The sequence below is a fragment of the Caballeronia jiangsuensis genome (assembly GCF_046030135.1).
GTDB classification, from domain to species: domain Bacteria; phylum Pseudomonadota; class Gammaproteobacteria; order Burkholderiales; family Burkholderiaceae; genus Caballeronia; species Caballeronia jiangsuensis.
In genome coordinates, this window is record NZ_JAQQDB010000063.1 from 1 (window position 1) to 19793 (window position 19793).

At 60.2% G+C, this 19793-nt stretch carries 19 protein-coding genes; 6 read left to right on the plus strand and 13 right to left on the minus strand.

Annotated features, from left to right (window positions below; genetic code table 11):
• Window positions 1-5: 5 nt before the first annotated feature.
• The 11 genes from PQR08_RS36380 to PQR08_RS36430 form a co-directional block, all read right to left on the minus strand.
• Window positions 6-1028, minus strand: a complete 1023-nt coding sequence (locus PQR08_RS36380) for an IS30 family transposase (RefSeq protein WP_408164106.1) — start codon at window positions 1026-1028, stop codon at window positions 6-8.
• Window positions 1029-1371: 343 nt separating this feature from the next.
• Window positions 1372-1764, minus strand: coding sequence for a RidA family protein (locus PQR08_RS36385; protein ID WP_408164108.1), 393 nt, complete (start codon window positions 1762-1764; stop codon window positions 1372-1374).
• A 45-nt stretch (window positions 1765-1809) separates the two neighbouring features.
• Window positions 1810-2634 carry an isocitrate lyase/PEP mutase family protein gene (locus tag PQR08_RS36390; RefSeq protein ID WP_408164110.1) on the minus strand — a complete coding sequence of 275 codons (825 nt, stop codon included), beginning with the start codon at window positions 2632-2634 and terminating at the stop codon, window positions 1810-1812.
• Between the two features lie 54 nt (window positions 2635-2688).
• Window positions 2689-3231: a carboxymuconolactone decarboxylase family protein gene (locus tag PQR08_RS36395; protein WP_408164112.1), complete on the minus strand. Its 543-nt coding sequence runs from the start codon at window positions 3229-3231 to the stop codon at window positions 2689-2691.
• A gap of 150 nt (window positions 3232-3381) precedes the next feature.
• Window positions 3382-3948: a methylated-DNA--[protein]-cysteine S-methyltransferase gene (locus tag PQR08_RS36400; protein ID WP_408164114.1), complete on the minus strand. Its 567-nt coding sequence runs from the start codon at window positions 3946-3948 to the stop codon at window positions 3382-3384.
• 106 nt (window positions 3949-4054) lie between these two features.
• On the minus strand, window positions 4055-4960 hold the full coding sequence (locus PQR08_RS36405) for an AraC family transcriptional regulator (RefSeq protein ID WP_408164116.1): 906 nt from the start codon (window positions 4958-4960) through the stop codon (window positions 4055-4057).
• A gap of 486 nt (window positions 4961-5446) precedes the next feature.
• On the minus strand, window positions 5447-6475 hold the full coding sequence (locus PQR08_RS36410) for an alpha/beta fold hydrolase (RefSeq protein ID WP_250487784.1): 1029 nt from the start codon (window positions 6473-6475) through the stop codon (window positions 5447-5449).
• A gap of 25 nt (window positions 6476-6500) precedes the next feature.
• The gene (locus PQR08_RS36415) at window positions 6501-7520 is read right to left on the minus strand and encodes a Gfo/Idh/MocA family protein (protein ID WP_408164118.1); all 1020 of its coding nucleotides are present in this window, start codon (window positions 7518-7520) and stop codon (window positions 6501-6503) included.
• A gap of 26 nt (window positions 7521-7546) precedes the next feature.
• On the minus strand, window positions 7547-8383 hold the full coding sequence (locus tag PQR08_RS36420) for a shikimate dehydrogenase family protein (protein ID WP_408164120.1): 837 nt from the start codon (window positions 8381-8383) through the stop codon (window positions 7547-7549).
• Window positions 8384-8423: 40 nt separating this feature from the next.
• Window positions 8424-8876, minus strand: coding sequence for a cupin domain-containing protein (locus tag PQR08_RS36425; RefSeq protein WP_408164121.1), 453 nt, complete (start codon window positions 8874-8876; stop codon window positions 8424-8426).
• 118 nt (window positions 8877-8994) lie between these two features.
• A complete protein-coding gene (locus tag PQR08_RS36430) occupies window positions 8995-10428 on the minus strand; it encodes an MFS transporter (RefSeq protein ID WP_408164123.1) in 1434 nt (477 codons plus the stop codon).
• Window positions 10429-10512: 84 nt separating this feature from the next.
• Here PQR08_RS36430 and PQR08_RS36435 point away from each other — a divergent pair, with 84 nt between their 5' ends.
• On the plus strand, window positions 10513-11319 hold the full coding sequence (locus PQR08_RS36435) for an IclR family transcriptional regulator (RefSeq protein ID WP_408164125.1): 807 nt from the start codon (window positions 10513-10515) through the stop codon (window positions 11317-11319).
• A 249-nt stretch (window positions 11320-11568) separates the two neighbouring features.
• Here the strand turns inward: PQR08_RS36435 and PQR08_RS36440 are convergent, their stop codons facing one another.
• Together PQR08_RS36440 and PQR08_RS36445 are read right to left on the minus strand one after the other, a co-directional pair.
• Window positions 11569-12804, minus strand: coding sequence for a porin (locus PQR08_RS36440; protein WP_408164140.1), 1236 nt, complete (start codon window positions 12802-12804; stop codon window positions 11569-11571).
• Between the two features lie 419 nt (window positions 12805-13223).
• Window positions 13224-14657, minus strand: a complete 1434-nt coding sequence (locus tag PQR08_RS36445; protein WP_408164127.1) for an MFS transporter — start codon at window positions 14655-14657, stop codon at window positions 13224-13226.
• Between the two features lie 86 nt (window positions 14658-14743).
• Here PQR08_RS36445 and PQR08_RS36450 point away from each other — a divergent pair, with 86 nt between their 5' ends.
• From PQR08_RS36450 to PQR08_RS36470, 5 genes are all read left to right on the plus strand, one after another.
• Window positions 14744-15415 carry an IclR family transcriptional regulator domain-containing protein gene (locus PQR08_RS36450; RefSeq protein ID WP_408164129.1) on the plus strand — a complete coding sequence of 224 codons (672 nt, stop codon included), beginning with the start codon at window positions 14744-14746 and terminating at the stop codon, window positions 15413-15415.
• Window positions 15412-16221, plus strand: a complete 810-nt coding sequence (locus PQR08_RS36455; RefSeq protein WP_408164131.1) for a 2-keto-4-pentenoate hydratase — start codon at window positions 15412-15414, stop codon at window positions 16219-16221. The genes PQR08_RS36450 and PQR08_RS36455 overlap by 4 nt, the downstream gene beginning before the upstream one ends.
• A 12-nt stretch (window positions 16222-16233) precedes the next feature.
• Window positions 16234-17127: a fumarylacetoacetate hydrolase family protein gene (locus PQR08_RS36460; protein ID WP_250487794.1), complete on the plus strand. Its 894-nt coding sequence runs from the start codon at window positions 16234-16236 to the stop codon at window positions 17125-17127.
• A gap of 29 nt (window positions 17128-17156) precedes the next feature.
• Entirely contained in the window at window positions 17157-17852 is a 696-nt protein-coding gene (locus tag PQR08_RS36465) for a hypothetical protein (protein WP_250487795.1), read from the plus strand.
• A 103-nt stretch (window positions 17853-17955) separates the two neighbouring features.
• Window positions 17956-19527: a UxaA family hydrolase gene (locus PQR08_RS36470; RefSeq protein WP_408164133.1), complete on the plus strand. Its 1572-nt coding sequence runs from the start codon at window positions 17956-17958 to the stop codon at window positions 19525-19527.
• The last annotated feature ends 266 nt before the right edge of the window (window positions 19528-19793 follow it).

The following is a 19793-nucleotide window of genomic DNA, read 5'->3' on the forward strand; positions in this document are numbered from 1 at the left end:
GGGGGTTAATGTTTAGCGCTTTGAGATTGGCTCGCTGAGGCAAGTGTCGCAGCGAAGACCTCGAATGGCGAATGGAACGCGTGGGTTGCGCGCGGCCGGCTGTTCAGGCTGTCGCCGATGGCATCGAACTCGTCCTGAGTGTAGACCGAGAGGTCGGTGCCCTTAGGCAAATATTGACGGAGCAATCCGTTGGTGTTTTCGCAGGTCCCGCGCTGCCAGGGGCTATGTGGGTCGCAGAAGTACACGCGCACGCCAGTGGCTGCAGTGAGTTCTTGATGCCGCGACATTTCTTTTCCCTGGTCGTAGGTAAAGGTTTGTCGCAGCGGTGCTGCAATCGAGTTGAGTTTGGCGGAGAAGCCCGCCAGCGCTGAAGCGGCGGTGGCGTCTTCCATCTTGGCGAGCAGCACTAGACGGCTGGTCCGTTCGACCAGGACGCCGACAGACGATTGATTTCCGGCGCCCTTGATAAAGTCGCCTTCCCAATGACCAGGCAGCAGGCGGTCCTCGATTTCGGGCGGGCGCACGTGAATACTCACCATGTCGGGAATCTGCCCGCGCCGGTCGGTGCCGCGCGTGCGGGACATGCGGGTGTTGTGGCCGGGGCGCAGGCAGGCAATCAACTGGCGGCGCAATTCGCCACGCGGCTGAGCGTAGATAGCCGTGTAGATGGTTTCGTGCGATACGTGCTGGGTCGGGTCGGTCGGATACATGCGCTTCAGTGTGCCCGATATCTGCTGAGGTGACCATTTCCATTCGAGCAGGGTGAGCACGACCCGCCAGGAAACGCTTTGTAGGCAAAGCTTCGCGGGGCGGCGGCCCGCGCTACGGCGGGCGGCGCTGAGCGCTTCAGCCGGCACTGATGCGTAGCCAGCAGGAGAACTGTTTCGCGTTAGTTCACGGCTCACGGTGGACGGCGAGCGCCCGAGCATTCGGGCCATGGCCCGAATGCTCACATCCTGCAGTCGCAGGCTTGCGATGGCGAGGCGTTCTTCAGGTTGAAGCTGCTGATACGAAGTTTTGTCGGGCATTGCAACACCTTATACGAGACAGGTGTTGCACTTCGCTTTTGAGGCCGCCCTGCTTCTGGCCGCAGGTACTCGTTCACATCCGTTGCAGTGTCCTGCTATTCTGAATCTCAACGATCGCTGCGCAACAAGTTCTCGAACTGGCGCTACCGGCCAATAGCCAACATACCCAAGGGAAAAAATGGGTGTCAGGACCAGCGCTGATGGCGGACATCCGCTACGTAATCGTCCCGCAGCCAACAACCTGCCTTGGTACACCGCACATTCAAAATCGGCAACGTGAAGACAGCCGGTCGACTCCGGCGAGCGAGTAGCGTAGCCCACTCGTCCGGCCCTTTCCCCTCGCTTATACTGCTGCGACGCAATCAACTTCAATGTCGAAATGTCCAGGCCACGCTGGCACGTTCACGAAAATCCGTGCCGGCGGCTGCGGCCCGAAGAATCTCGCATAGATCTCGTTGACGACTGGGAACATCGTTACCGACGTGCAGTAGACGTTGCACTTCAGCACCTGATCGAGCGACGATCCCGCTGCCTCCACGCATAGCTTCAGTTGTTCCAGCACGCGCTCGGTTTGCTGCTCGATCGGCGCGTCCAGTACTTCACCGGTCTGCGGATCGAACGGCGGGAAACCTGAGACGTAAATCGTGTCGCCGTGACGCGTGACGGCGGACGTCGGCGCTTTCCAGCGTTCCAGCCAGCTCGACAGCGGTTCTACACGGATGATTTCGCGGGCCATGATGTTCTCCTTGAGATTGGGCAGAGTGCGGGCGAACCCCGCTATTCAGGCATCGTCGAGAAACCGCGCATTCAGCTGCGCGCCGGAAGCTGCATCGGCAAATCCGTCGAAGCGTCCGTTAGCGAGCGATTGCGCCGCCCGCATGAAGCCACCCCACGCGGCGCGCGCCAGCGCTCCGCCGACGCTCACGCGCCGCACGCCGAGCGCGGCCAGGTCCTGCAGCGCAAGCGACGACTGCGAGCCGATCAACACGTTCACTGGCCTGGGCGCCACGGCGGCAACGATGGCTTCGATGTGTTCACGGGTCTGAATACCCGGAGCGTACAAACAATCCGCGCCGGCTGCCGCGTACGCCTCGAGCCGCGCCAACGTGTCGTTTATGTCGGGCACGCCGACGAAGAAATTTTCCGCGCGGCCAATCAGCAGCGTGTCGCCGCCGTTTTCGTCGATAGCGTGCCGTGCCGCTTTCAGCCGCTCGACAGCGACATCGATCGGGAACAGCGGACTTGTTTTATTGCCGGTGGCGTCTTCAATCGAAAGGCCAGCGACGCCCGTTTCTATCGCCAGCTTCACGCTTTGCGCGACGTCGCCCGGCTCGGCGCCAAAGCCGTTTTCGAAGTCGGCGTTCACCGGCAGATCGGTTGCCGCAACCATGTCGCGCAGATGGGAAAGCATGATCTCGCGCGTGATGTGGTTGTCTGCCCGACCGGTCGACCACGCGAAGCCCGAACTGGTGGTCGCGACCGCCTGGAATCCGAGGCTCGCGAGGTAGCGGGCACTGCCGATGTCCCAAGGGTTCGGCAGCATGAAGCAGCCGGATGCATGCAGTGCGCGAAAGGCCGCGCGTTTTTCAGTCGTGGTGCGTGACATGACGAGCTCCTGATAAAAAATGGGAGCCATCGCGGGCTCCCGGACATTAAAAATTCAGTCGATCGCAACATCGACGACCGGAAAATCGATCTCCGTATCGAATGCGTTGTTGACGAAGTTCGTCAGCAGGAATTGCGCGCTGAGCGCGATGATCTCGACGATGTTGGCGTCGGTGAATCCTGCGGCTCGGACGGCGTGCAGATCGTCATCGCCGACCTTGCCATGCGTTTCCATCAGCTTTTTCGCAAACGCCACGGCCGCCGCGGTCTTGGGTGTGCCGGATCGACCGGCGCGGTTGAGCCGGATTTCGTCGTCGTCGATATTCGCAAGGTTGCTTGCCACATACGAGTGCGCCGACAGACAGTACTGGCAACCGTTGACCTGCGAGACGGCGAGCGCAATGCCGTCGCGCAGCTTGGCGTCGAGCGTCTTCGCGAGCGCTCCCTGCAGGCCAGCCCAACCGCTCAGCGCGTTCGGACTTAGCGCCATGATGCGGAACAGGTTGGGGGTCATCTTCAGTTGCTTCGTCACGGCATCGACAACGGGTCTGGATGCGGCGGAAATCTGTTCGTTGGTCGGAAGGGCAATGCGGGTCATGGTGGTTCTCCTGATCGAAAGAGGGATGCGTCTGCATCGGATGCGGCTGCGTTGCATTGATGGAAAGTGTAGAGGCACACGTGGTGCAGAAAGTCCGGCAAAGCGCGTCGAAAGTCCGCTTGTGTCGATCCGCGAAAAGCGTGTAAAGGTTCAGGAGAAAAAATCGGCACCAGAGATCGGCGCTTCGCGCGCCGACACACGTGGTGCCGATAGAAAGAGGCGTTGCTTGCCGCGTTCAGGCGGTTTTGCGCGCTGCCCGATTTTCCGTATCAAGTAGCACAGCTTGGCCGGCAGTCCGCCTGCAAAACCGGTCAGGCTGCTCGATGAACCGACTACGCGATGGCACGGCGTGATGATCGAAAGGGGATTACGTCCGATCGCCGCGCCGACGGCTCGCGCTGCCTGATGATTGCCGATTCGCGTCGCGATGTCGCGATAGGTGCAACGCTCGCCGAACGGAATGGCCAGTAGCGCGCGCCACACGCGCTTCTGGAACGGCGTGCCTTCCATCGCGATGTCGAGATCGAATTGCGTGCGCTCGCCGGCGAAGTATTCGTTTAGTTGCCGCTTGGCGTCGAGTAGTATCGGATTGTCATCGGCCAATTGCATCTCGCCCAGCTTCACGCGATTGCTGCGCTCGCTCTCCCACAGAATGGCGATCAGCGTGGCGTCGCGCGCAACGAGTCTGAGCTTGCCGGCCGGCGAATCGACGATCATGTAATGAGCAGTCGTTTCGAACCTCCTGTCCGTAGTTGGATGCAATCCAGTATGGACGGGAGGAGGCTGCAAAGGGTCCGTCAAAGCGTGCTAATCGTCCGGTCGTTCAGGCGTGTCCGACGCCCGATCGATACTCGAGCGGGCCGATGCCGAACACATCGCGAAACGCCCGCACGAAGGTCCCGCGGCTAGCGTAACCGACGTTGCGCGCGACCTGATCGAGCGAGAGATCGGCGGTACGCAACTGGGCGGCCGCCTGCCGCATGCGGATGTCGCGCAGCACTTGCATCGGCGATTTACCGAGGGCTGCGGAAAAACGGGCCATAAAGGCGGAACGGCTCAGGAACGCGGCGTCGGCGAGGCTCGCGACGCTATGTGGCGAGCCGGGCCGGGCGACCATATCCGCGAAGACGCGTGCGATCTGCGGATCGCCGAGCAGTGCAAAGCGTTCGAGCCAGACGGTGCTCGTTTTCAGCGAGCGGCGCACGAGTGCAACGATCACCTGTTTGAGCAACGCGCCGGACATGGCGCCCGCGCCGATCTCCTGAGCGACGAGTTCGTCGAACGCGGTGCGCAGATAGAAGTCGAGCCGGTCGGACGCGTCGAAGTGTTCGACGATCGGCGTCGACAGGGTTTCGAATAGATTGATTGATGCGCCGAACGCTGCATTGAAATACCCGCATATCATCACGGTCATTGGCTCGGAGGTGCCAGTGCGAAACCGGCTGATCGAATCGACCACCTGCTTGTGTTCGCGCCCGGGAACCAAGATCGACGCGATGCCGGCCTTGCTGGAGCGCACTTCGAGCTTCAGCGGGTGGCGGGGCGGCACGATCAACAGCGTGTGCGGCCTTAGCTGTACCGGTTCCGCGCCGACAATGTGCAGCAGGCCTTCGCCGGACAGGACGTAGTGGATACCGGGTGCTTCATTGCCGTCCAGTTCCAGAACGAAGCCCTGACTGACGAGGCATTCGGACAATCCAAGTACCCGGATCTCAAGTGCGCTGATCAACTCGTCCAGATCGGCTGGAGACGTACGAGGCGCAGGGATAGGCGTCGCTACGGGCATTCGTATTGGGGGTATCGGGAGGCGAAAAGGTCACTCGATGAAATATAATGGCATAGGATTCTCGCACATTACACATAGACGAAGACTTATGGCCGCTCTTCGATCCCAAGGCGCCATCGCTCTGGTCTACCCGATTGGCCGCTAGGGGTCGTGAGTGTGAGTCCATCGACGGATGCCGTGGCCGTCTCGCTGAGCGTTACTTTAACGTCAGCAATTCGGCCCACTGCGGACGCGCAACGCAGGCTGCTTCAACGGGCTTCAACGACCGCAGAGGCCGAAGCGCGCGCGTCGGCCGTCCGGCAGGGCCCGGCCATTTAGGGCTGCACGAGTTGGACTGTAGCGGCGACCGTTGTCCTTCGTAGCGAAAGTTCAATGCGACAGAGGGCGATGGCACGAAACGCTCAGGTCACAGGTAGGCCTGTAGTGACGTTACTCCTCGACTCTGCGCGGGGCCTTTTGTAGCAGTTCGTGCAACTCACGCTTGTAGAAGCGGGCCAGTCCGTTCGTGCCGTGGCCGCACGTGTTCTCGCTGGCAGGAATTACGAGCAGCCGGCCCTTGTGCACAAGCTTCATCGCGCGCTCCATCAGGCCGGTTTCAGGCGGGTAGCGCTCATCGTCGGCCGCGATAACGGCGAGAACCGCAGCCCTCAGGTTCCCTAGACCAGGCGCAGGGTTATAACCGCGTGCGGCGCTCCACTGGTATATGAAGTCGTTGGCATCCAATGTGAACGGCTGTGCCAACTTGTCGTCGACATATCGATCGGCCAGTTCCATCGTCGGCGCCGCTTTTTGGCAAGCGAGCGTCCCACCATTGGTCGCCAGCGCGAAAAAGGCGCTGGAAAGGCGCAACGACTTCGGTTGACTGGTGTAATCGCCGCCGCGGTACTCCGGATCGTTTCGGACCATCTCAATGAGCATGCGGCGTAGCATCCAGTTGCGGCCGGACATCTCCGTCGGTTGCGACGCCATTGGCACGAGCGCGTCCATGAAGTCCGGATATTGCACACCCCAGATCCATGCGTGCATCCCGCCCATCGAGTTACCGATCAACAGGCGCAGGTGTCGGATATTCAGGTGCTCGGTCAGTAGTCGGTGCTGCGCGAGCACCATGTCGTCGTAGTTGTAAGCCGGGAATTGTGTGCGCAATCCGTCAGACGGCTTGGACGATCCACCGGCCCCCAACGCGTCAGGAAGGATGATGAAATACCTGTCCGCATCGAGCGGTTGCCCGGAGCCGAACAATTCGCCCGCGAAATCGGGTGTCAGCATGCTGGCACCTGTGCCCGCGGTGCCATGCAGGACGAGAACTGGCTCACCGGACGGGTCGCCAATGGTTCGGTAATGTAGCCGGACCTCTGACATGGTCGCGCCCGTGTTGAAACGGAAATCTCGCGCGATCCAGTCGGCTTCCTGGGGCGCAGGATAGCCGGCCGCATTGCAATGTTGTCTTGTTTCCATCGTCGGCGGGCAATCCAACAAATACTCAGCTAGTAATCGGCTCAAGAGTTTGAAGCGCTCCCCCCTGACGCGCTGACGCGTAGGCCGCATCCATGACTTGCATCATGCGCTCTGCGTCGCGCAACGACGCGATTGGCGTTGCGCCAGTACGGCATTCCTTGAGCACGCGCTTGACGAACAAGGGGTAGTAAACGTCTGTTTCGAGCTGGAGACGACGGCTTCGCGTGCCCGCAGACAAGTTGTTTCTTTCCCGACTCTCGATCCGGTCGGGGCCGGATTTCGCGTACATACGATCGGATGCAAGCGTGAACGAAAATTCGCGCTGCTCGTCGGGTGTACTGGGGAAGCTGTATCCCGTTTCCACCAGGCCGATTACGCCGTCTTCGGTTTGCATGGTCAGCAGCGAGTAGTCTTCAACTGCTCTTTGATGCGTTCTTGAGTTCATCGCGGCAGAGACTCGGGCGATCTCCTTGCCAGTCAGCAGTCTAAACAGGTCGATGAAGTGAGTCGCCACATTGATTGTCGATCCGCCTCCGGAATAAGCCGGATCGAGCGCCCAGCCGGCACCGGCCGCTTCGTATCGACTGGGCGGTCCGACAATGAACCGGAACGACATGTAGTTGAAGTCCGATGGAATGCGCCCTTCTGCATCTTCTAGCGAACTGAGCAACTCGCTCATTCGGAAGATGAGTGGCACTGCGCAATAAAGGTTGGCTTCCTCTGTCAGTTTTCGAAGCCGGGTGACTTGTGACATGCTCACGCCACATGGTTTTTCCAGCGCGAAGGGAATGTTTCGCGCGATCACGGCCTCGGCGAGCGCAGGCATCTCGGAATGCCGTCCGAACACGAATGCAAAATCGACTTTCTCACGCTCGAGCAATTCATAGGCCGACGAATATAGCTTGCTCCCGAATCGTGCGGCGATTGCCTCACCCTTGACATCTTCCGCATCCGACACCGCAACCACTTCAATTCCAGGCGCTTCCAGCGCATCCAGATAGAGCGGGACATGCCAATGGCTGACCTCCAGCAAAGCAACTCTCATACATAGTCTCCTTTGAAATTATCAAGTCATCGCGGACCGTGGGCCGGCGCTGATCGTCCATCGGGGAGGTAATCGAAACCCAAAAACTTCATTGCGTAGACGGCCTGCCCTTGATGCATCGGCCCCCCGTCCTGGGTGCGGCACCCGCGCGCATGCGCGGCGCGTCGAAGCGGCGTTGGCTCGGGCGCGTTGATGATGTCGACGACGATGGCGCCAGGCGAAAGCCGCTCGGGATCAACCGGCATGGCATCGCCCAATCTCATGCCGAGCGGCGTGGCATTGATGACGATGTCGAAGCCTTGGGGGTCGGGCGGCCCCGAGCGCGCTTCGCAGCCGGTTTCGGCAGCAACAGATGCCGCAAGGTCGCCCGCCCGATGGCCATCGGCATCGGATATGATCAGCTTGCTAGTGCCTGCGGACGCGACCGCAAATGCGATCGCGCTGCCGGCGCCTCCGGCGCCGACGAGAAGCACGGACTTATTGGCCGGATGGTGGCCTTCCCATTGCATCCCAAGAACACAGCCAACGCCATCGAATATCGCTCCAACCCAACGTCCATCTGCCTCACAACGGATGACGTTGAGCGCGCCGACCTGTCGAGCCGTTGAATCTAGTTCGTCGACATATTCCAGCATCCGTTGTTTATGGGGCATGGTGACGAGCATGCCGGAAAGGTTGCTCATCGCTCGAGCACCGTCGACGAAGTCAGACAGGCTCGCTGCCTTGACCCAGAACGGAACGCAAGCCGCGTCCACGCGCTGTTCAGCAAAGAGCTGGTTCAACAATTGTGGCGACTTAGCGGCCGTCAGTGGATCTCCCACTAACCCATAGAGTCGCGTGTTACCAGTGATATGTGGATTCATTGCTGCATGGTTGCTCGATGTTGGCTTAAGGTGCGGTGTTTCACTTCCACGGCGCCGGTGGTACCTGCAGATCCCAAGTGCCGTACACAGCGGGCTCATTGATCTCGATGACCTCGAGGTCGTCGGAGCGCCACATTACGTTGTGAGGCACGCCGGCGGGCTGTGAAAGGCCGTCACCCGCGTTGAGCGTCACGTCGCCCTCGACTCCGGCGAAACGGAACGTCACGGATCCGCGCAGCACATACAAGTAGTGGCCGGTCATGTCGTGCCAGTGCCAGCCAGTAGGCTCGGTGAACGGCTTGAGCGCGCGAATGTGTTTTGCCCCGATGCGCCCGTCGGTCACCGCGGCGAGTCCGAGGTCGCGGTACTCAGAATCAGCGCGCAAGCCTTCCTGGTTCCAGGGCGCGCCAGCTGCGCTAATGCGCGCAAACGCGCTCAGAGATTGCGCGAGCTCACGTGGGCCGTCGTAGCGGGGTGTGTCTTCGTTGTGCATGTGCATTTCCTTTATGCGGCGTCAAACTATTCGCTAGTGCCGCGGTTACATCGATTCTGTTCGGCTCAAGCCAAGTCACCCTGCCGCGCACCCGCGACCAGTGGACCGGCCAAAGCAGTTACGAGTGCGCCTGATTTGCAAGGTCCTGCGCACCGGCTGTGCCGATTCGTCCGGCCACCGCCTCGGCGCGCGCCCGGTCGTACTCGGCTTTGGGCACAGGTACTGCATCGCGGTCGCCAAGGTCGTCAAGGCGGATCCGATACGTCTCCCGCGTGGTGAAAGCGGCGAACGCGGCGATGAGACAGATGCCGAACGTCAGGCAGCCGATTTTCAGCGGAATGTTGGCGGTACCGGGGGGCGCGACGGCTACGAACAGTGTGGGCGTCAGTGCTGCAAGCGTCGTCCCAACGTTTTGTCCGATGGCCATGCCCGTCACGCGCACCCGCGTACGGAACAGTTCTGGGAAGAGGCTCGGGAACACACCATTGAAGCCTTGGTAGGCGATGCCCCACATCAGCACCGAAAGAATGATCGTGAGCCAGAGGTTATGGATGCTGATCGCGTACAGGTATGCGAAGGAGAGTAGCCCAGCGGTGAGCACGCCGGCGAGAACTGGCGGCCTGCGGCCGATTTTGTCAGAGAGATTGCCGACGAAGGGAATCAGAATGACCGAGCAGATGTTTCCCAGAACCGGTATCCACAGAAAGACACCAACAGGAAAGCCGATACCGTAGGCTGGCTGGACTGCATACGCGGCGCCGAACACTGTAGCAAGGAGTGCGATGACCGCGACGAGCGCCATGCAGACTACGCGCAAGACATCGTCCCAACTCTGTCGGAGGACTTCAACGACTGGCGACGAAGGTACCTCGCCGTGCGCTTGCTCGTCGCGGAAAGCTGGAGTTTCCTCAACCTGTCGGCGAATGACGTACCCCATGACGATCACGACAAAGCTAAGAAGGAATGGAACGCGCCATCCCCAAGAAGCGAATTGATCCTTCGGTAAGAAATGCGCCAAGGGCAAGAAGACCGCCGCCGCGAGGAGCTGCCCGGCTTGTACCCCTTGTAGGGTGAAACTCGCAAAATAGCCCCGTCGACCGAACGGCGCATGTTCAAGAATCATGGAACTGGCGCCGGAGACCTCGCCTGCGACGGCAAAACCCTGAATGAGCCGCAGGATGACGAGCAGCAACGGCGCCCAGATGCCGACTTGGTGGTAAGTGGGCAAGAGTCCCACGCCCATCGTGGAAAAACCCATTAAAAACATGCAAAAAATCAGTACCGTCTTCCGACCGTGTCGGTCGCCGACGTGGCCGAGCACCATCGCCCCGATCGGTCTGGCGACGTATCCGACACCGAAAGTCGCCAGTGATGCGATGATGGCAACCGTCGGATTGTTGGAGGGGAAGAAGAGCTGCGGAAAGAGCAACGACGCTGCGGTCGCGTAGATGAAGAAATCGTAGTACTCAAGTGCAGAGCCAATCCAGCCACTCGCGGCGGCGATCTTCGACTGGCGCCGGCGATGGGCTTCAACCTGGGTGCTTCCACTCATGACTTGTCTCCGTCTAGATTGACTTTTCGATGCCATTCTTTATAGTTGTAACATCGTTCCATTAAGAACCATATTACCTACATCATGAGAGTTGTCAAGGGAGCAGTTGACCGATCGCTTCAAGCGATCGAGTTACTCGCACGGGAGGCGCGCTGGATGCGTATGTCCGATATCGCCGCTGAACTCGAGCTCGAGAAAGGGCCCGCCCATCGAGTGCTTGCGCAGCTTTGCGAGCAGGGGTGGGCTGAGCAAGATGAACAGACTTCCCAGTACCGCCTGACCTTGAAGCTTTCTTTGCTCGGTCAGCGATACCTGCACGGCCTCGGGTTGCCGGGCCTGGTGCAGCCTATCCTCGATGAAGTCGCAGCGCAGTGCCATGAGCTTGTGCGGCTTACAGTGGTGAATGAAGGGACACTTGCTTGGTTCGCTGCGTCTCAAGGTGCGGCGCCGGGGCTGATGTATTCGCCGTCCATGCATAGTCCCATTGCCTTGCATGCCACATCGGTCGGAAAGGTGTGGTTGGCGGCAATGTCAAACGACGAAGCAATCGGGCTCGCACTGCGCGGCGGGCTCGGCCAGCCCAACGGCGCAGGGACATCCAAGGCGATTAATAGTGTCGACCGATTATTACCGGAGCTCGAACTGACGAGGCAACGCGGCTATGGTCTTGTCGTGGAGGAAGCCGAGCCCGGTGTGGTCGCGATGGCCGTCACCGTGCGTTCGCTGGTTGACGGGGTGGTAGTCGGGACAATAAGTATCGCTGGGCCGGTTTTGCGCATACCGCCGGAGCGTTACGACGCCTTTCATGGGTTTCTGCGCGAAGCGTCGGCGAAACTGGGGGCCGTCTGGCCGCGACAGAGCGTTGATCGAGACGTCAACCAGGCGGCTTGAAATGCCGGATTCATCTCGCGAGGCTCGGCAAGTAAGCCTGTGGCATGAAAGTGGCATGAAGAGGCAGCAAACCACACGTCGCAGCCCGCGCCGACGCTGTTCCAAGGAAAACCCGATCTCGTCTGGTCATCTCCTGGCTGGGAATTGCATCCGGGCGGCGGTTAGCTCGCGGTTGCACGGTGGACCACCGGTCGGTGGCCTCACCATACTCTGTCGCAGGGAAGGAAAGGACCTCCGCGGGTGCTTAGATTAGAAGCGATGGACGATGCCTATGCCTGCTACGAACATACTGCGCGAGGACGACGGAGTCGACTGAAAGCCGTCGCCGACTGATGCTGTTGCATCGATCTGCCGGTTCGTCGCGCCTGCCGCCGTGAACGTCGGCGTGCCGAGCGTTCGGCCGTTCGCGCGCTGGAACGCTTCCAGGGCGTAGAAGCCGGTCCGCTTGGACAGCGCGTAGTACTGGGACAAACTGAACTGGTGGTACGACGCTGCGTCGTCGATACTGTTTGCCTTGCTCGCCCACGTGTAGCTGTAGCCCGCAGCGAAGTCCCATGCTGTCGTGGCCTTCCAGTGCAGTACGGTACCAGCGGTATTAAAGACTTGCTCATCGGTGAACTTGGACAGCACGCCCGGGATGTACTGAACGTTTGTGTAAGTCGCCGAGAGATCCCACGCGCTGTTGAATACGTAGCCGAGGCCGACCGCGAAACGATTCTGCGCCTGCGCGCCTTGATACCCGTTCGTCACCGCTGACACGCCCGACTGGCCTGCCGTGTTCATCGTCGAATCCGCGCCGTAGACGCCACCGCCGACGGTCGAGTTGTTGATCCGCATGAAGGCAACCGTACCGCCGATCGGGCCTTGCTGATACTGGATCGCAGCCGACCACGTCGAGCCGCGGTATACGCTGTCAGGCACGCCTGCGAGCGAGTATGAGCCGCTGAGCGTCACGCCGTAGAGCTGCGGCGACGTATAGACAATCGAGTTATTCGCGCGGTAGATCGTGTCCAATGCGTCCAGATCGCCCGGGTGCGCGCCGAAGTAGCCGGTCAGCCAGTTCGTTGGGCTGTACGGCGACATCAGCGTGTAGTACGACGTGTACTGGCGACCCAAGGTGAACGTGCCGAACGTCTGGTTCGTCAGACCGACCCAGGCTTGACGGCCGAACATCGCGTTCGCGTATTGCTGCGCGCCGTTGTTGACGTTGAAGCCGGATTCCAACTGGAAAATGGCCTTGGTGCCCCCGCCCAGATCCTCGCCACCCTTCAGGCCGAAACGGCTGCCCGCCCAGATGCCCGATGCCGTCTTGACGTTCGAACGGCCGCCGTTTGTAGAACCCAGCGAGGTCTGGCTGCTTTGATAGATGATCGAATCATCGACGATGCCGTACAGTGTGACGCTGCTTTGTGCGAACGCCGGCGCAGTGGCCGCGAATGCTGTTGTCGCGACGACGGCGGCCTTGATCACTTCAAAAGTCCTCATTGTCTTCATTGCGTCTCCTATTGTGTATAAAGCGAGTTACGTTTGTTTTAACGAGGTCAGCACCGACGCCGTAAGTGCGCTCATAAGCGTCGCCGGTTACGTCTCGATTACGTGGAAATCGCATACGCCAGCCTGCACGTCCCCGGATAAATGGTCTTGCGAATTAACTTGGGATCGCGATATTTAGTAGATCGGCTATCCTGATAGGTTAGTAATCCTATGTAGACTGTGATGAACGAGCGTGAATGCGTGCGTGACCCAAGCCGCGCCGATCGATGACTATCCTTCGGCCCACGACAACGCGATGAACTCGTGCACGTTCGAACTGGCGTCCGGCGCCGAGGTACACGTTTGCATGGACGTCCGATTTGCGTTGCGCCCAAGGGGCGATTACGTTGAGTTAGCCGGCCGGCGGCGGCTTAAGACTGCACGTTGCGGACAAACCCCGTCTCAGCGGCATTCTTGCTCGTCGCGGTCATCGATTCACTGCGCAGCCGTTCATATTCGGCCTTGGGTACAGGAATAGCGCTGCGGTCGCCGAGATCATCAAGGCGGATACGGTACGTTTCCCGAGTGGTAAACGCGGCAAACGCGGCAACCAGACAAATACCGAATGTGAGAAAACCGATCTTCAATGGGATGTTAGCGGAGCCAGGGGGCGCGACTGCGACGAACAGTGCAGGTATCAAGGCCGACAACGTCGTCCCGACATTCTGCCCGATGGCCATTCCCGTCACGCGCACCCGCGGTCGGAAGAGTTCTGGGAACAGGCTCGGGAACACACCGTTAAAGCCCTGGTAGGCGATGCCCCACATGAGCGCCGAAAAAATCAGCGAGAGCCAGAGGTTGTGAATGCTAATCGCGTAGAGGAAGCCGAAGGAAAGCAGGCCGGCGCTCAAGGCCCCGACAAGTACGGGCGGCCTGCGGCCGATCTTGTCTGAGAGATTGCCGACGAAAGGAATCAGTATGACGGAGCAAATGTTCCCGAGAACTGGAATCCAGAGATAGACTCCGGCAGGAAAGCCGATACCGTACGCCGGCTGTACCGCGTACGCAGTACCGAACACTGTAGCGAGAAACACGACGACGGCGGTGAGTGCCATGCAGACGACGCGCAAAACATCGCCCCAGTTCTGCCGCAGGACTTCGGCGACCGGTGAGGCGGGAACCTCGCCGTGAGCTCGCTCCTGGGCAAAAGTCGGGGTTTCGCGAACCTGGCGGCGGATGACGTAGCCAACAAAGATAACGACAACGCTGAACAGGAACGGAATCCGCCATCCCCAGGAAGCGAACTGGTCCTTCGGTATGAAATGCGCGAGGGGTAAGAAGACCCCAAACGCCAAGAGCTGCCCAGCCTGAGATCCTTGGATGGTAAAGCTTGTGAAGTAGCCGCGCCGACCAAACGGTGCATGCTCAAGAATCATGGAACTGGCACCGGAGAGCTCGCCCGCAACGGCGAACCCTTGAACGAGCCGGAGAATGACGAGGATCACCGGAGCCCAGATGCCGACCTGCTGATACGTGGGCAAAAGCCCCACGCACATCGTTGAGAAGCCCATCAGGAACATGCAGAAAATCAGCACCGTCTTTCGGCCGTGCCTATCGCCGATGTGGCCCAGCACCATAGCGCCTAGTGGCCGGGCGACATAGCCGACACCGAAAGTCGCCAGTGATGCAATGATCGCGACCGTCGGATTGCCAGAGGGGAAGAAAAGCTGCGGAAAGACCAATGACGCCGCGGTCGCGTAAATGAGGAAGTCGTAGTACTCGAGTGCTGATCCGATCCAGCCGCTGGCCGCTGCTATTTTCGACTGGTGGTGGCGATGTGGCTCAGCCGGGGTGCTTCGCTGCATAACTTGTCTCCGTCTTCGATTGACTTTTTCGGGCGCGTTCTTTATTGTTGTAACATCGTTCCATCAAGAACCATGTTACCAACGTCATGAGAGTTGTCAAGGGAGCAGTTGACCGTTCGCTGCAGGTCATCGAGTCGCTCGCACGCGAGACGCGCCGGGTGCGAATGTCCGCCATTGCCGCCGAACTCGAACGGGAGAAAAGTCCAGCCCATCGAGTGCTTCTGCAGTCGCGCAAGCAGGGCCGGGCTGAGCGGGACGAACACACGTCCCAATACTGTCTGAAGCTGACGCTGACGCTATCCTCGTGTGGTCAGCGGTACTTGCATGGGCGGTCAATGGATAGCCCGATGACCTTGCATGCGACGGCGAACCGCAAGGTATGGCTGGCGTCAATGCCAAATGACCGCGCGATCGGATGCGCATCGGGTGCCGGACTCGGAAAAGCCGCCTCCCGCGCGTGCTGGCCTAAGGCGATCAACAGCATCGAGCAATTGATTCCCGAGTTGGAACTGACCTGGCAGCGCGGCTATGGGCTTGTCGTGGAAGAAGCCGAACCTGGCGTTGCCGCCTTGGCGGTGCCCGTACAGTCGCTGACCAACGGTACCGTGGTCGGCACGATGAGCATGGCGGGACCCGTCATGCACGTTCAGCCAGAGCGTTATGACGACTTCGTCGCGTTGATGAAAGAAGCCACTTCGAAGCTAGGTGCGGTATGGCCGCGTGAGAGTGTCGGGGCCAACGTAAGGGAGGCGGCTTGAAGATAACAGCCGCAACACAGGCCGCCGAGGCTATCGTCAGTCAGCGCGAAAAAGCCGGCCGCCTTCTTGTGACGGCGCGCCAAACAGGCACGCTCGTCGAGCGGCTGCCGGTCGAACTACTGCCTGCAAATTTGGACGACGGTTTCGCGATCCAGCAGGAGGTCAGCCGTCAACTAGGCCGGCAGATCGGCGCATGGAAATGCGCGCTTCCGCAGCCGGGCAAAGTCATCGCCGCTCCGATCTACGACGCTGATATTCATCGCGGCGATGTTTGTCACATGAGCGGGTCTGCGGGTGTGGCTGTAAGGGCGGAGCCGGAACTGGCCTGCCTACTGAAGCGCGACTTGCCGCCACGGCGCGGAGTCTATGGCGAAGCGGAAGTACTCGACGCGCTTGGGGACACGCACCTCGCGCTCGAATTGCTGGGATGCCGTTATGCACATCCAGAAAAGCTGACGTTTCCGGAACTACTGGCAGACGGCCTCTTTAACGCCGGCCTTGTCCTTGGACCCCGCGTGAACTTTTTCGATGGCGCCACACCGGCTGACCTCCCGGTGGAATTCGACCTTGGTCTGAACCGCGTCGGGGAAGCGGCGGTTACGCTCGCGGGACGCCACCCTGATCGGGGCGTGCTCGCGCCGATTGTGTGGCTCGTGAATTTCCTTCGCGTGCGCGGCTGCGGATTGTACGCAGGCCAAGCTGTGATCACCGGATCCTATGCAGGCGTTCTGGAGTTGCCAGTTGGTCGTGAGTTGCTTATTCGCTTCGGCGAGCTCGGCAAATTACCCATCAATTTTTTGTTTTGACAGGAGTACTACATGCGTCTCGTCCGTTTCGGCCAGCCTGGTCGTGAGCAGCCCGGCATTATCGATTCCAGCGGCGCGATCCGCGATCTGACTGGCATCGTGAACGACATTGATGGAGCGACCATCACGCCAGTCGCGCTTGCAAAGCTGTGCGAACTCGATTTAGATCATTTGCCCGTCGTTGAAGCAGGCACGCGTCTCGGCGCGTGCGTCGGCAATGTCCGTAATCTCGTGTGCATTGGTCTGAACTACTCGGATCATGCTGCTGAGACCGACACGCCGATCCCACGCGAACCTGTGGTGTTCAACAAGCACACCGGCTCCATCAGTGGCCCGAACGACCCGGTCGTTCTGCCCTCAGACGCGCAAAAGCTCGATTGGGAGGTGGAACTCGGCGTGGTAATCGGAAAACCCGCATGGCGAATCGACGAAGCGGACGCGCTGGATCATGTGGCGGGCTACTGTCTTGCGAATGATGTCTCCGAACGCGCGTATCAGCTCGAACGCGAAGGCCAGTGGACCAAAGGTAAAAGCGGGTTTTCGTTCGCTCCGCTTGGCCCGTGGCTCGTGACACGCGACGAAGTTCCGGATCCGCAGGCGCTCGACCTTTGGCTGGATGTGAACGGTACGCGCCGTCAGACCGGCAACACACGCACCATGATCTTCAACGTCGCACACATTGTGGCGTATCTCAGCCGCTTCATGCCTTTGATGGCAGGCGACGTGATCATAACGGGCACGCCTCCCGGCGTGGGCCTCGGTCAAAAGCCGCCTGTCTTCTTGAAAGCAGGCGACACCATGACACTCGGTGGCAGCGGGCTCGGCGAGCAGACACAGAAGATTGTGCAGTACACGGACACGCTCGGCGCAGCCTGGGGCCGCGGCGAATACCCATCGGCAGTTTAAGACGATTCGATTTGTCAAACGGAGGAGTTATGAGCCTTGCTGGAACGGGCGTCGTCGCAATCTGGCATGACCTGCTGCCAGAAGCGAAAGATGATTTTTACGAGTGGCACAACCGCGAACACATGCCCGAACGCGCGGGCATCCCCGGGTTCAGACGCGGTCGACGCTTCATTGCCCTGAATGCAGGGCCGGAGTACTTCAATCTGTACGAGGCCGACACCGTCGAGGTGCTCGGCGCGCAAGACTACCTTACCCGGCTGAATATGCCGACGCCGTGGACCAAGCAGGTTGTCGCCTCTTTCCGGAGCGTTGCGCGCTCAATCTGTCATGTCGCCTATTCGGACGGCGTTGGGCAGGGTGCCTATCTCATGAGCGTACGCTTCGACGTGCCTTCGGACGCAGGGGCAGACGTCGTGAAGAGTTTGCGTCAGCGCGTGTTGCCGCCCCTCGTGGATTTGTTGGGGATCACGGGCGTGCACCTGTGCCTTGCTGACGAAGCAATCAGCAAGGTTGAGACGGCGGAAAAGAAGGCGCGTTCGGAGGGCACGCAGATTCCCACATGGATCGTGTTAGTCGAAGGGTGCCGGGCAGACTATGTCACCTCGGCGGTGGACCGTTTCGTTTCGGGACTCGCGGCATTGCCCGAGTCTGGCGCGACGACACCGGACATGACGCTCTATCAGCTTGAGTACACACGCTGCAAAACCCCTTGGAGCGCTGGCTAAGCGGCTAAGCGCCGTCTGAACACCGCTTCACGGCCCCGTCACGCGAGCGCCACGCGGCTCAAGCGCGAGAGGGCTTTACCTTGAGAAACGTAGGAGCAGCGCCATGTCGTTGAATATCGCCGAAATGTCCGATCCATCCACCGCGTCGAAGTCGGCGCGTGTCATACGGCTCAATCCTGCCGACGATGTCGTTATCGCGCTCGAACAGCTCGTATCTGGCACGGTGCTCGACAAGGAAGCGGTCACGGTGTCGGGACTGATTCCGCCCGGGCACAAAGTGGCGACACGTGACATCGGTCAGGGCGAAGCGGTGCACCGCTACGGCCAGGTAATCGGCTTTGCAAACCAGCCGATTCGCGCGGGGCAACATGTGCACACCCATAACCTTGCTATGGGCGACTTTGCGCGTGACTACGCGTTCGGTAAGGCCGCGCGTCAGACGGTGCGCCCGAATGAGCCGGCGACCTTTCAAGGCATTGTCCGCGCAGACGGCCGAGTTGCCACACGCAACTACATCGGGATTCTCACTTCGGTAAATTGCTCGGCCACCGTTGCGCGAGCCATTGCCGATCACTTTCGCCGCGATATCCATCCAGAGGAGTTAGCCGCTTTCCCGAATGTCGATGGCGTTGTGGCACTCACCCACGGTTCGGGTTGCGCGATCGATTCTGAAGGCGATGGTCTAGCGATTTTGCAGCGCACTCTTGGCGGCTATGCATGCCATCCAAACTTCGCAAGCGTGCTGATCGTCGGTCTCGGTTGTGAGACGAATCAGATCCCGCGTCTTCTTGAGACGCAGGGACTGCGGGAACACGACCGCTTACGAACGTTCACGATCCAAGACAGCGGTGGGACCACACTGACGATCGCGAAAGGCATCGAGCTGGTTCGGGGCATGCTGCCCGAAGCAAACAACGTGAAGCGTGGGCCGGTCAGCGCAAGTCATCTCACGGTCGGTCTTCAGTGCGGAGGGTCGGACGGATATTCGGGCATTACCGCCAACCCCGTGCTGGGCGCAGCCGTTGATCTGCTGGTGCAACACGGCGGGACTGCGATTCTCTCAGAGACGCCCGAGATTTATGGCGCGGAGCACTTATTGACGCGTCGCGCCGAAACGCCCGAGGTGGGTCGGAAGCTGATTGATCGCATCAAGTGGTGGGAAGCCTATGCGGCGCGGCAAGGGGCGCAGATCAACAACAATCCGTCTGCGGGCAATAAGGCAGGTGGCTTGACGACCGTCCTTGAAAAATCGCTTGGAGGCATTGCGAAAGCCGGTTCCACCAATTTGACCGAAGTGTACGAGTACGCCCAGCCGATCACCGCGCGGGGCCTTGTTTTTATGGACACGCCGGGCTACGACCCGGTATCGGCAACGGGCCAGGTAGCAGGCGGTGCAAACCTGATCTGCTTCACCACGGGACGCGGTTCAGCTTACGGCTGCGCGCCCGCGCCCTCCGTCAAGCTTGCGACCAACACGGCGCTTTGGCAACGACAGTCCGATGATATCGACCTGAACTGCGGAGTAGTGCTGGAAGGACGAGCGACGATCGAGCAACTGGGCCGAGTACTTTTCGAATTGTTGCTGGATGTCGCCTCGGGGACCCGTTCTCGCAGCGAGCGGCACGGCTACGGGCAGAACGAATTCGTACCTTGGCAGATTAGCGCAATCATGTGAGCGCTCATCAATAACGTTCGACGGTCTCAATTCTGGTAACCGTAGCTGTCTTCGCCGCAGCCCCCAGGAGGCGCGTCTCTGCGAGCGCGCGCAGTTGCAGGGCTGCTATGCATCGGGAATCCGCCGCTGGCCCCTCGCCGCTTTGGAGGTCTGCTTCGGGTCGTGAGTACTCGTTCACTTGAATCGGCACCCGACATTCAAGCGGACGACCGCGCGAGCGGCGGCAAAGCACCGCTCAGCCGCCTCGCAGGGGCGAGCACTCGACC

What these genes read in the sequence shown, in the direction of transcription:
- PQR08_RS36450 (WP_408164129.1), top strand. Translation starts at nt 14,744, where the DNA reads ATGAGAGTTGTCAAGGGAGCAGTTGACCGTTCGCTGCAGGTCATCGAG.
- PQR08_RS36380 (WP_408164106.1), bottom strand. Translation starts at nt 1,028, where the DNA reads ATGCCCGACAAAACTTCGTATCAGCAGCTTCAACCTGAAGAACGCCTC.
- PQR08_RS36470 (WP_408164133.1), top strand. Translation starts at nt 17,956, where the DNA reads ATGTCGTTGAATATCGCCGAAATGTCCGATCCATCCACCGCGTCGAAG.
- PQR08_RS36445 (WP_408164127.1), bottom strand. Translation starts at nt 14,657, where the DNA reads ATGCAGCGAAGCACCCCGGCTGAGCCACATCGCCACCACCAGTCGAAA.
- PQR08_RS36390 (WP_408164110.1), bottom strand. Translation starts at nt 2,634, where the DNA reads ATGTCACGCACCACGACTGAAAAACGCGCGGCCTTTCGCGCACTGCAT.
- PQR08_RS36440 (WP_408164140.1), bottom strand. Translation starts at nt 12,804, where the DNA reads ATGAGGACTTTTGAAGTGATCAAGGCCGCCGTCGTCGCGACAACAGCA.
- PQR08_RS36410 (WP_250487784.1), bottom strand. Translation starts at nt 6,475, where the DNA reads ATGGAAACAAGACAACATTGCAATGCGGCCGGCTATCCTGCGCCCCAG.
- PQR08_RS36415 (WP_408164118.1), bottom strand. Translation starts at nt 7,520, where the DNA reads ATGAGAGTTGCTTTGCTGGAGGTCAGCCATTGGCATGTCCCGCTCTAT.
- PQR08_RS36385 (WP_408164108.1), bottom strand. Translation starts at nt 1,764, where the DNA reads ATGGCCCGCGAAATCATCCGTGTAGAACCGCTGTCGAGCTGGCTGGAA.
- PQR08_RS36460 (WP_250487794.1), top strand. Translation starts at nt 16,234, where the DNA reads ATGCGTCTCGTCCGTTTCGGCCAGCCTGGTCGTGAGCAGCCCGGCATT.
- PQR08_RS36435 (WP_408164125.1), top strand. Translation starts at nt 10,513, where the DNA reads ATGAGAGTTGTCAAGGGAGCAGTTGACCGATCGCTTCAAGCGATCGAG.
- PQR08_RS36465 (WP_250487795.1), top strand. Translation starts at nt 17,157, where the DNA reads ATGAGCCTTGCTGGAACGGGCGTCGTCGCAATCTGGCATGACCTGCTG.
- PQR08_RS36430 (WP_408164123.1), bottom strand. Translation starts at nt 10,428, where the DNA reads ATGAGTGGAAGCACCCAGGTTGAAGCCCATCGCCGGCGCCAGTCGAAG.
- PQR08_RS36425 (WP_408164121.1), bottom strand. Translation starts at nt 8,876, where the DNA reads ATGCACAACGAAGACACACCCCGCTACGACGGCCCACGTGAGCTCGCG.
- PQR08_RS36395 (WP_408164112.1), bottom strand. Translation starts at nt 3,231, where the DNA reads ATGACCCGCATTGCCCTTCCGACCAACGAACAGATTTCCGCCGCATCC.
- PQR08_RS36400 (WP_408164114.1), bottom strand. Translation starts at nt 3,948, where the DNA reads ATGATCGTCGATTCGCCGGCCGGCAAGCTCAGACTCGTTGCGCGCGAC.
- PQR08_RS36420 (WP_408164120.1), bottom strand. Translation starts at nt 8,383, where the DNA reads ATGAATCCACATATCACTGGTAACACGCGACTCTATGGGTTAGTGGGA.